The organism is Larkinella rosea (genome assembly GCF_003858635.1).
GTDB lineage: Bacteria > Bacteroidota > Bacteroidia > Cytophagales > Spirosomataceae > Larkinella > Larkinella rosea.
This window is the reverse complement of the sequence record NZ_RQJO01000018.1, coordinates 1-8,345: the sequence shown is the minus strand read 5'-3', so window position 1 is coordinate 8,345 and position 8,345 is coordinate 1. Positions and strand designations below refer to the sequence as shown.

At 53.4% G+C, this 8,345-nt stretch carries 9 protein-coding genes; 5 read left to right on the top strand and 4 right to left on the bottom strand.

The window, feature by feature from the left end:
• Both EHT25_RS32520 and EHT25_RS32515 read right to left on the bottom strand, forming a co-directional pair.
• The coding region (locus EHT25_RS32520) for a DUF6766 family protein (RefSeq protein WP_374756178.1) at positions 1-268 on the bottom strand (268 nt) is incomplete at its 3' end.
• A 92-nt stretch (positions 269-360) separates the two neighbouring features.
• On the bottom strand, positions 361-870 hold the full coding sequence (locus EHT25_RS32515) for a YciE/YciF ferroxidase family protein (protein ID WP_229311879.1): 510 nt from the start codon (positions 868-870) through the stop codon (positions 361-363).
• Positions 871-1,096: 226 nt separating this feature from the next.
• On the opposite strand from EHT25_RS32515, the gene EHT25_RS32510 reads away from it, so the two are divergent.
• The 4 genes from EHT25_RS32510 to EHT25_RS32495 all read left to right on the top strand — a co-directional run bounded on the left by EHT25_RS32510 (position 1,097) and on the right by EHT25_RS32495 (position 4,650).
• The gene (locus EHT25_RS32510; protein WP_185731564.1) at positions 1,097-2,359 is read left to right on the top strand and encodes a sensor histidine kinase; all 1,263 of its coding nucleotides are present in this window, start codon (positions 1,097-1,099) and stop codon (positions 2,357-2,359) included.
• A gap of 230 nt (positions 2,360-2,589) precedes the next feature.
• Complete coding sequence (locus EHT25_RS32505) at positions 2,590-2,772, top strand: hypothetical protein (RefSeq protein WP_124879640.1); 183 nt, start codon at positions 2,590-2,592, stop codon at positions 2,770-2,772.
• A 298-nt stretch (positions 2,773-3,070) separates the two neighbouring features.
• Positions 3,071-3,832, top strand: coding sequence for a ferritin-like domain-containing protein (locus EHT25_RS32500; RefSeq protein WP_124879639.1), 762 nt, complete (start codon positions 3,071-3,073; stop codon positions 3,830-3,832).
• 11 nt (positions 3,833-3,843) lie between these two features.
• Positions 3,844-4,650, top strand: a complete 807-nt coding sequence (locus EHT25_RS32495; RefSeq protein WP_124879638.1) for a ferritin-like domain-containing protein — start codon at positions 3,844-3,846, stop codon at positions 4,648-4,650.
• Positions 4,651-4,802: 152 nt separating this feature from the next.
• Here EHT25_RS32495 and EHT25_RS32490 read toward each other — a convergent pair whose 3' ends face one another.
• Positions 4,803-5,567 (bottom strand): OBAP family protein, encoded by a 765-nt coding sequence (locus EHT25_RS32490; RefSeq protein WP_124879637.1) that lies wholly within the window; start codon positions 5,565-5,567, stop codon positions 4,803-4,805.
• On the bottom strand, positions 5,560-6,312 hold the full coding sequence (locus EHT25_RS32485) for a succinate dehydrogenase/fumarate reductase iron-sulfur subunit (protein ID WP_124879636.1): 753 nt from the start codon (positions 6,310-6,312) through the stop codon (positions 5,560-5,562). Before EHT25_RS32485 ends, EHT25_RS32490 begins: the two co-directional genes overlap by 8 nt.
• A 286-nt stretch (positions 6,313-6,598) precedes the next feature.
• Between EHT25_RS32485 and EHT25_RS32480 the strand changes: the two genes are divergently transcribed.
• Complete coding sequence (locus EHT25_RS32480) at positions 6,599-8,170, top strand: FAD-dependent oxidoreductase (RefSeq protein WP_124879635.1); 1,572 nt, start codon at positions 6,599-6,601, stop codon at positions 8,168-8,170.
• Positions 8,171-8,345: the final 175 nt, after the last annotated feature.

Sequence of the window (8,345 nt, the reverse complement as noted above, 5' to 3'; positions counted from 1 at the left end):
TGGATTCGGAGGAGCCTTTCTGGTAAAGCCACACCGTCAGCAGCACATACAGGCCCATCTGCAAAAATTCGCTCTCCCAGTTTTCAAAAACCGCTTCGATGCAGTGGCCGCTCGTCAGGTACTGACCAAACGCCAGTGACGGGCGCCCGTAATCCTGCAATTCCTCATTAAAGGCATGCCAGCCCACCACAAGCTGGCCGCTCAGCGTTAGTAAGGTAATGACAACAAGGGTCAATGACAGGCCATTATCCCGCAGAAACTTCCTCATAGCAAACCGGATTAGGTTCTCGAATGAAAGAACTAACCACTGGTAAGCCGCATCCGAAAATCAGCTTACCAGCGGTTGGGCTGCCTCAGCGGTTATTCCTGTTTGGCGGATTCATTGATGGAGCCTTCGGCGATTTCCGTCAGCAGCACATCCGTTTTCTTTTCCTCGGCCAGCGTTTGCTCCAGCAGGTCAACGGCTTGCGGATAGCCTAATACATTAGCCAGTGTCCGCAGGGTGCCATAGGAGGCAATCTCGTAATGTTCCACTTTCTGAGCGGCCGAAATCAGGGCCACATCCCGTGTCAGGCTCCCTTCCTTGGTGTCTTCGATCAATCCTTCGGCTTCCTCGATCAGCCCCGCCATGGCGTCACACTTTTTGGCCGATGCCTTTTGTCCGACGGCTTCAAACACCTGCTCCAGGCGGGAAACCTGGTTTTCGGTTTCGGTCAGGTGTTTTTCAAAGGCGGTTTGCAATTCGGTTGAGGTGGCCGCTTTCGCCATTTTGGTCAGGGCTTTGGTCAAATGTTTTTCGGCCCAGTAAATGTCTTTTAACTCGTCGACAAATAATTCTTTCAATTCACTTTCACTTTTTGAGGTTGCCATTTTAGCTGTGGTTTGAATGAAACATAAGAAAACCGCCGTTCGCAGAATCGGCATTTGGGCGGTGGATTTGGCCTTAGAACCGGTGCGTAAAGGAATTGTTTTTAAAAATTATCTGGGTTTTTCCGGGTCTCATGAGCCTCATTTTTGGGGAGGTTTGCAACCTTTTTGCGTCCAGGCCGTTACTTCCCCAGGACAGCGAGTGGATGTGAAAACCGCTGACAGCACGATGATTTCAGCAGCTGATTCCCCCTTGATCGTATTGGCAACGTATCTGGCGGCCCGGCGGGAGGCTATTTTAAATAACTGGCGATCGGCCTGCCAAACCGATCCGGAGGGCAATACCGTTGCCAGCCTGAGTCGGGAGGAGTTTAACAACAAAGTTCCGTTTATGCTCAATGTCTTCGATCAGCGCCTTCGGCAACTCGTGCTGACTGCGGACATCAAGCTCCTGGCTGAGGAACACGGGTTGCACCGCTGGCAGAAAGGCTACACCCTGAAGGAACTGCTCAGTGAAATCTATCACCTGAACCAGGTTCTGCTGGATGAATTTCGCCAGTACTGGCAACGCTATCCGACGGAGGAGGTTGACCGCCTTGTGGCGTCGTATGACCATCTGGCCTGGTTCAATTCGCTGAGTATCAATGGGAGTGTTGAGCAGTATACGGAGCTTCAGCGCATTGACGCCACCAACCGGGTACAAATTCTGCAACAGGCGCTCGATGACCTGAACGAACTGACCCGTCAGCGGGGGGATCTGTTACGAACAGCCTCGCACGATCTCCGGGGGAGCTTTGGCGTTATTCAGGGAGCCGCTTCGTTTCTGAATATCAGTGAGGCCGACGAAGAGGAGCGAAAACAGATGGTCGAGATGCTCAACCGGAACCTGACCACTGTCCGGGAAATGGTGGGTCAGCTGATGGATCTGGCCCGGCTGGAAGCCGGTCAGGAACCGGTGAGTATCCAAACGTTCGATGCGGGAGAAATGTTACACAACCTCATCGAAAGCTATCAACCGCTGGCCGGGGAAATGGGGCTGGTCCTGAAAGCCGACGGTCCTCCTGACCTTCTGGTTGAAAGTGACCCGCTGCAGTTGCAGCGCATCGTGCAAAATCTGGTACTGAATGCGCTCAAACACACGCCATCCGGCTGGGTGTCGGTTTCCTGGGTGCGCGAGAGCGGTTTTCGCTGGATTCTCAGCGTGCAGGATTCCGGTCCGGGCTTGCCCCATCGGGACACGGAGCCGGGTTCATTTTCGCATGTTTTGGCACCCTCGCCCGAATCCTCGTCGGCTTTCGGCCTGCCGACGCCGGAATTGGAACGCCGGGAAGAAGCGATGATCCACTCCATCAAATCGGCCCGGGGCGAAGGCATCGGTTTGTCCATCGTCAAACGGCTGTGTGAACTATTGCGGGCCAGCCTGGAAATTGAAACCAAAACGGGCGAAGGCACCCTGTTCCGCATTCGCCTGGCGATGCATTGGAAGGGTTAACATCGTGCAGTCATTCGAGAAGTCTACCTGGCAAAGCACCTGCCGATTGCCCTAGGCTGGCGCCGATCCGATCAGGACGGCGAGCAGGAGCTGGGCTATCCGTATAAAGTGATGGCGCTGACGTCGCTGTTCTGGCTGCTGCCGATCGAACTGACGCCGGACGTCACATAAATTGTCACGATTCATTACGACCGATCCGGGCCGATCAGGTGCTCTACCACGGCGTGGAATTGCGCGGGCTCGTCGGCATTTACCGCGCCTTCTGGGCAGTGCTGGACGCGAACGATCCCACCCAAAGCCTGAAACTGGAGGATACCCGGCCGATTCTGGACGCGAATCGCGCCCTGAGGAATCAATCAAAGACCCGTTGTACCTCACGGATGTGGTTTTCACCACCGGTATTGTCGATCTGAGCAACATTACATGGTAGCTGTGGATGAAAAACGATCTGGCGTGCCGGATTACGTACATTTCCAAACAACTGCTGCCGTTAGGCCCGGATGAAACAACGACAAAATAAGGCCAGATTTGCCCTGGTATAAAACACGCCCGGTATTCCGCAGCGGTATTTTTTAATGGATTGATCGATCCGGGTCCATTTCCTCATTTGATACAGGCGAACTCAGGCTGACTCCAACTTAAGTCCGGGCGACCTGTTTACTATCAGTCTTCGTTCGAAGACGACTTGTCTGTATTAAAGCAAAAAACTCAATGGAAAAACTCAACAAACTGACCGTACAGAATGCAGGGCCTACCATACCGGTTATTCCCTCGGTAGAACGGCGAATGTTCTTGCGTAGTTTCGGAATTGCTTCGGCGACAACCCTGGCCTTACTGTCGTCCTGCGCCCAGGACAATCTCGTAGCACCTAGCAAATCGTTGAGCCGTTCGGGAGCCCGAACAGGTGCTGCCATTCTTCCTGATGGCTCAATTGATCTAGGCTCGGGCGACATCGGTATCTCAAACCTGGCCTACACGCTCGACCAGCTCGAAGTGGCCTTCTACATGACGGCGGTTGAAAAAGCGTCGGGACTGAGCGAAATGGATCGCAAAGTTTTGATGGAATTGCACGACCACGAAGTGGTTCACCGGGAATTTTTCAAGGCCCTGCTGGGAGATAACGCGATTCCAATGCTGGATTTTGATTTCAGCGGGGTCGATTTCAACCAGCGCAATGCCGTGTTCGATGCCGCCCAACAGTTTGAAGACGTTGGGGTTGCCGCCTTCAACGGAGCCGGACCGCTGATTCAGGATGCGGAAGTGCTGAAAATTGCGGGCAAAATGGTTTCCGTCGAAGCCCGTCATGCTACGCTGACCCGTCACATGCTGGGGCCCCGGACCTATTTCTCGCTCGGCCACGAACTGATTGATGACAAGGGACTTGACCTTCATTTGATGCCGGAGCAGGTGCTGGCCAAGGCGCAGCGTTTCATCAAACAAAAAATCAGTGCGGTTAATCTTCCCAAAATGTAAACCCGAATGCTATGAACTTATTCACTATCCTGTCTGACATTGAGAAGGTTAACGCGGAGGCCAGCGAACGCTTCCTGTTTTCACGACGGAAACTGCTTAAAACAACTTCCATGGCGGCTCTGGCAACCCCTGCTTTTTTCGCAGCCACGGTTAACAAAGCGTTTGCGGCTGACGCCGATGTCGTTGAAGTGCTGAATTTCGCGCTAACGCTGGAATACCTGGAAGCCGAATTTTATAAAAAGGGCAATATGGCCGCCAACCTGATCCCGCAAAGTGATAAACAGGTTTTCATGAAAATTGCGGAGCATGAAAAACAGCACGTTGAGTTTCTGAAATCCCAATTAGGAGATAAGGCGAAACCGATGCCGGAATTCGATTTTACTGCGAATGGGATGTTTCCCGATCCGTTTACAAACTACCCGGTTTTTCTGACCCTGTCGCAGGCTTTCGAAGACACCGGTGTGCGGGCTTACAAAGGGCAGGCCCCCAAATTGAAAGATGATAAAGCCGTGTTGCTGGCGGCTTTGAAAATTCATTCCGTCGAAGCCCGTCACGCGGCCGAAATCCGGTTGATCCGTCAGTTGCGGGTGTGGACTTCGGAGCAGGAAACCGGCGGTGTTCCGGCGGCTGTCTACAAAGGCGAAAACGAAACCCATCACCACGACGGAATCGACCTGATGACGCTGGTCGACGAACACTTCTATTCCATGAACGGCAGCGCCGTCGAATTGATTGTCCGGGAGTCGTTCGATGAGCCGTTGACCAAGGAAGAAGTTATGGCCATTGCGGGACCTTTCATAAAAAGCATGATGCCTTGATTTTGCACAACGATTCGCTGGGGAAGCCGGACGGTCAGTCCGGCTTCTTTTTTGGGTGGTTCACCTAAAAAAACTAGCTATCCGAAAGAGTTCGTTGAGCGGCAGAGACCGGATCACCCCCTTTGCCAAAACCGTTGGTTGTGATGCGGTTTCTAATGATGATGGCCTGAAACGGGTTGTTGCTCAGCCGAGATGGTCAGCTGGCGAATTTCGCCCTGCTCCCAGGCGTTGGCGCCGGGCTGAACGGCCGGCACTGGAATGTCGGCCCGATTTTGGCGTTTTTCGATCGTGGAAATCTGGAACCGATGGTCCCGATGGGTAATCAGGCTGTCGGCCAGTTGCCCATCTTTTGTAAAGCCCATCATGATCATTGGGGCCCCAATCGGCAGTTTCAGGTCCCGGTCGGTATGCCAAGTGTGAAATGTTTTGCCGTAGGTCGAAACCAGCTTTTCCATGAGCTCGTGTTCGGCGACCAGCGGCAGTCCGGGGGCAATAAGACTTCCTGACTTGACTTCATGGTGGTGGCTGTGCCAGAGCTTTTTTTCCTCGTCAGGCAGGGTTTTAAACAGTCGTTCAGAAACGATATATTCCACGCCCATGATTTTGGCGTCCGAACCGTTGCCGTCAAAAATCAGGCACTGCACCAGGTCTTCGTTCAGTTGAGTGCAGTAATGATGCGCTTCCATCTGACCCTTCAGGTTCCCATTGTAAAAATGAAAGCCATCGAGGTACATGCTCATGGCCCGGAGCGGAGCCTTGTTCTGCAACACATTCGCCCCGGTTTCGAGCACCTCGGTTTTGGCGGTTTTTTCCCGGCCCGGCGAGTCCACGTTGGACGACGTATTTTTACCCCCGCAGCTCCAAAGCAGCCAGAGCCCAACTTGCCAAACGAAGGTGGTTTTTCGAAGATCAGACATTGTTCGATGTGAGCTTAGCCTTAAGGTATTCCCGATTCAGACGGGTAATGTGGTCGAGGGAAATGGACGCCGGGCATTCCACCGAGCAGGCACCCATAAACGAACATGCGCCAAACCCTTCGGCATCCATCTGCGCCACCATCCGTTCAACCCGCACCTGGCGCTCGGGCTCGCCCTGCGGCAATACTGCAAACCGCGATACCTGAGCCGCCGTAAACAGCATCGCCGACGCATTTTTACAGGCGGCTACGCAGGCACCACAGGCAATGCAGGCAGCTGCATCCATCGATTGTTCCTGTCTTTCACGAGCAATCGGAATTTCGTTGGCATCGGGAGCGGCCCCGGTATTGACGGAAATGTACCCACCCGCCTGTACGATCCGGTCAAAAGCCGAGCGATCGACGACCAGGTCCTTGATAACCGGAAACGCTTTCGCCCGCCAGGGCTCGACAACGATCGTCGTACCTTCCTCAAAACTGCGCATGTGCAGCAGACAAGTCGCTCCGCCCGTTTGCGGGCCATGTGCTCGCCCGTTAATAAACATACAACACGAACCACAGATGCCTTCCCGACAATCGTGGTCGAACACGACCGGTTCCTCCCCGCGCAGGATCAGATTCTGGTTCAGGACGTCGAACATTTCCAGAAACGACATGTCCGGCGAGATGTCACTGACGGTATAATCGACCAGTTTGCCGCGCGTCTCGCTGTTTTTCTGCCGCCAGACTTTCAGGGTAAAATTCATGGAACTTTCCGGTTGAAATTTTCCGATCCTGGAAAGGATCGGTTCTAAGCGGATAAGAAAAAAGTCGGGCGAAGGTTATACGGGCCCGATTAAAATAAGGGAATGGACCCCACTGCAAACCAGGGCCGCTCCGTTGCCTCACCGCGCCCACCCCGTTCTAAACAAACACACTGACAGGCCGTTACTACCTGACCAGCTTTCGCACGTTGCCAGCTGCCCTGGCTGAATAATCCCACATTATCAAAACCGTTCAGCCTCCGTTTTTGGCTGTTATCTGGAGAAAATTATGACTACTAATCAGCATCCGGGCACCCTGACGTCCGGTTATCACCTGAGTTTCTGGATCGATTCCGTGAGTCCTATTTCGTTTACCCCGCTAAACACGGATCGACAAACCGATGTCGTTATCGTGGGGGCGGGCATTTCTGGTTTGTCCGTTGCCTACAACCTCCTCAAAGCCGGTAAAAAAGTGATTGTGTTGGAAGACGGATGGGTTGGAAGCGGAGAAACCGGTCGCACGACGGCTCATTTGTCGAATGCGCTGGATGATCGGTATTCCGAAATAGAACGGTACCACGGAACTGAAGGGGCTCAAATTGCTGCTGAAAGCCACACGGCCGCCATTACTTTTATCGAACAAACGATTCAGCAAGAGCACATTGCCTGTGATTTCGAGCGGCTGGATGGGTATTTGTTTCTCCACCCGACTGATCAGCCGGAAACCTTGAACGAGGAGTTTGCCGCCTGCCAGAAAGCCGGGTTGACCGTCCATCGTCTGGCGCGAGTGCCCGGTCTGGCAGTCGATGTCGGGCAGTGTCTCAGGTTCCCTAATCAGGCGCAGTTTCATCCGTTAAAATATCTAAAAGGATTGGCCGAAGCGGTTATTCGGCTCGGCGGTGAAATTTATACGGAAACCCGGGTTACGGCCGTGCAGGAAGGTTCCGTAAAAACCGCATTCTTCACCGTTATGGCAACGGATGTGGTAGTGGCGACCAATACGCCCATTAACGACCTGTTTACGATGCACACCAAACAGTGGCCCTACCGGAGTTATGTGGTCGGTCTGAAAATTCCGAAAGGCAGCATCCCGGCAGCCTTGTGGTGGGACACGGGCAATCAAAAATCGCCGTGGCTCAGCCAACCATATACCTATGTGCGATTGCAGCAACTGGACGACCACTTTGATCTGGTGATCTGCGGAGGACACGACCACAAAACCGGGCAGGCGGATGAAGAAGGCATCGAAGAGGAAAACCGGTATCAGGATTTGATCGACTGGGTGAAGCAGCAGTTTCCGGCAGCTACGGAGGTTGCTTACCGCTGGTCCGGCCAGGTGATGGAGCCGCTGGATGCAATGGCGTTTATCGGCCGAAATCCGGGTGATCAGCACATTTATATCGTCACCGGCGATTCGGGCAACGGCCTGACTCACGGCACGATTGCCGGCTTGTTGATTCCGGATTTAATTCAGGGGCGGGAAAACCGCTGGGCAAAACTGTACGATCCCGCCCGCATCAATCTGGTCGTTACCGGTGACTATCTAAAGGAAGCGGGGAACTTCGCGGCTCAGTTAACGGACTTATTTGCCGGTAGTGATATTGCCAATGTCAGCCAGCTCCCCAATGGGCAGGGAGCGATTGTAAACGTCGGTTTGCGAAAAGTGGCCGCATATCGGGATGAACATGGTGAACTCCACGCGCATTTGGCGATTTGCCCGCACCTGGGTTGCGTGGTACAGTGGAACGCGGATGAAAAATCATTCGACTGCCCCTGCCACGGATCGCGGTTTACCGGAACGGGACAGGTGGTCAACGGCCCGGCCTTGACCGATCTGAAAAAAGTTGAATTAAAAGACTGACTGAATCGCTTGTGCACTTGTTTCCAGAATGGATAAAAGCTGAGAAAAGTATGAGCGTTTCTTTTTCCAATCCGTTTCGGTCGTACTGGATGGCGGGTTACGAATGCACCGACAAACTCAACGCCTGGGGAAACCGGGTCGACTTTCTGCAGATTACGGGGCATTTGGACTGCCT